This is a genomic window from Streptomyces recifensis (assembly GCF_002154615.1).
Classification (GTDB): domain Bacteria; phylum Actinomycetota; class Actinomycetes; order Streptomycetales; family Streptomycetaceae; genus Streptomyces; species Streptomyces griseoluteus.
The window spans coordinates 1-716 of record NZ_MUNH01000621.1 but is presented as its reverse complement, the minus strand read 5'-3'; the positions used below and the strand labels follow the sequence as shown (position 1 = coordinate 716).

Sequence of the window (716 nt, the reverse complement as noted above, 5' to 3'; positions counted from 1 at the left end):
GCGCAGGACCAGCGCGCCGACCGCCGCCAGCAGCAGCAACGCCAGCCGTGCGAGCAGGAGTTCTCCAGGGCGCGTGGTCAGGGTGCGGCCCAGCGAGGTGAACGCCGGTGCCGTGCCCTCCTCGTACGGCCCCCGCAGCAGGAGCAGGGCCAGCGTGGAGACGAGCAGACCGGCGAAGCCGGCGAGGAACAGGGGCCGCAGCGGCGCCCGTTGAGGCGGGCGGCAGTACGCGACGAAAACAGCCGCCCCCAGCACCAGCGCCACCGCGAGGTACGCCAGGTAGCGGGCGATGTTGTACAGGCTGGTGGTCGTACCGTTCTCCACCGCGCCGGGAGCCGTCGCCCTCGCCACCGTCCGCTCGCCCACCGAGAAGGTGAGCGCGCCGGAGACGGGGTGGCTGTCGGCCGAGACCACGCGCCACGCCACCACGTACGTACCCTTCGCCATCCGGGCCGGCAGCGGGACGCGGACCGTGTCCGCCCGGCCGGGGGCGTGGTCGGCCTGGCCGGTGCTCAGGCGGTGGTTCTCGGGGTCGTAGACGCGGAACGAGTCGGTGAGCAGGCCGACGGACTCGGTGTAGGTCAGGGTCAGCGTGCGCGGGGCGCGCTGGAGGATCGTTCCGTCTTCGGGGTCGGTGGCGCGCAGGGCCGCGTGCGCGGAGGCGGGGGACGCCGTGCCGAGGACGAGCAGGAGGAGGCTCGCGGCCGCCAGCAGCA

Annotated in this window: 1 protein-coding gene; it reads right to left on the bottom strand. The window is 74.4% G+C overall.

Going from position 1 to position 716, the window contains the following annotated elements:
* A partial coding sequence (locus tag CCN33_RS27285; protein WP_140394699.1) for a copper resistance CopC family protein occupies nucleotides 1–714 on the bottom strand: 714 nt, incomplete at its 3' end.
* Nucleotides 715–716: the final 2 nt, after the last annotated feature.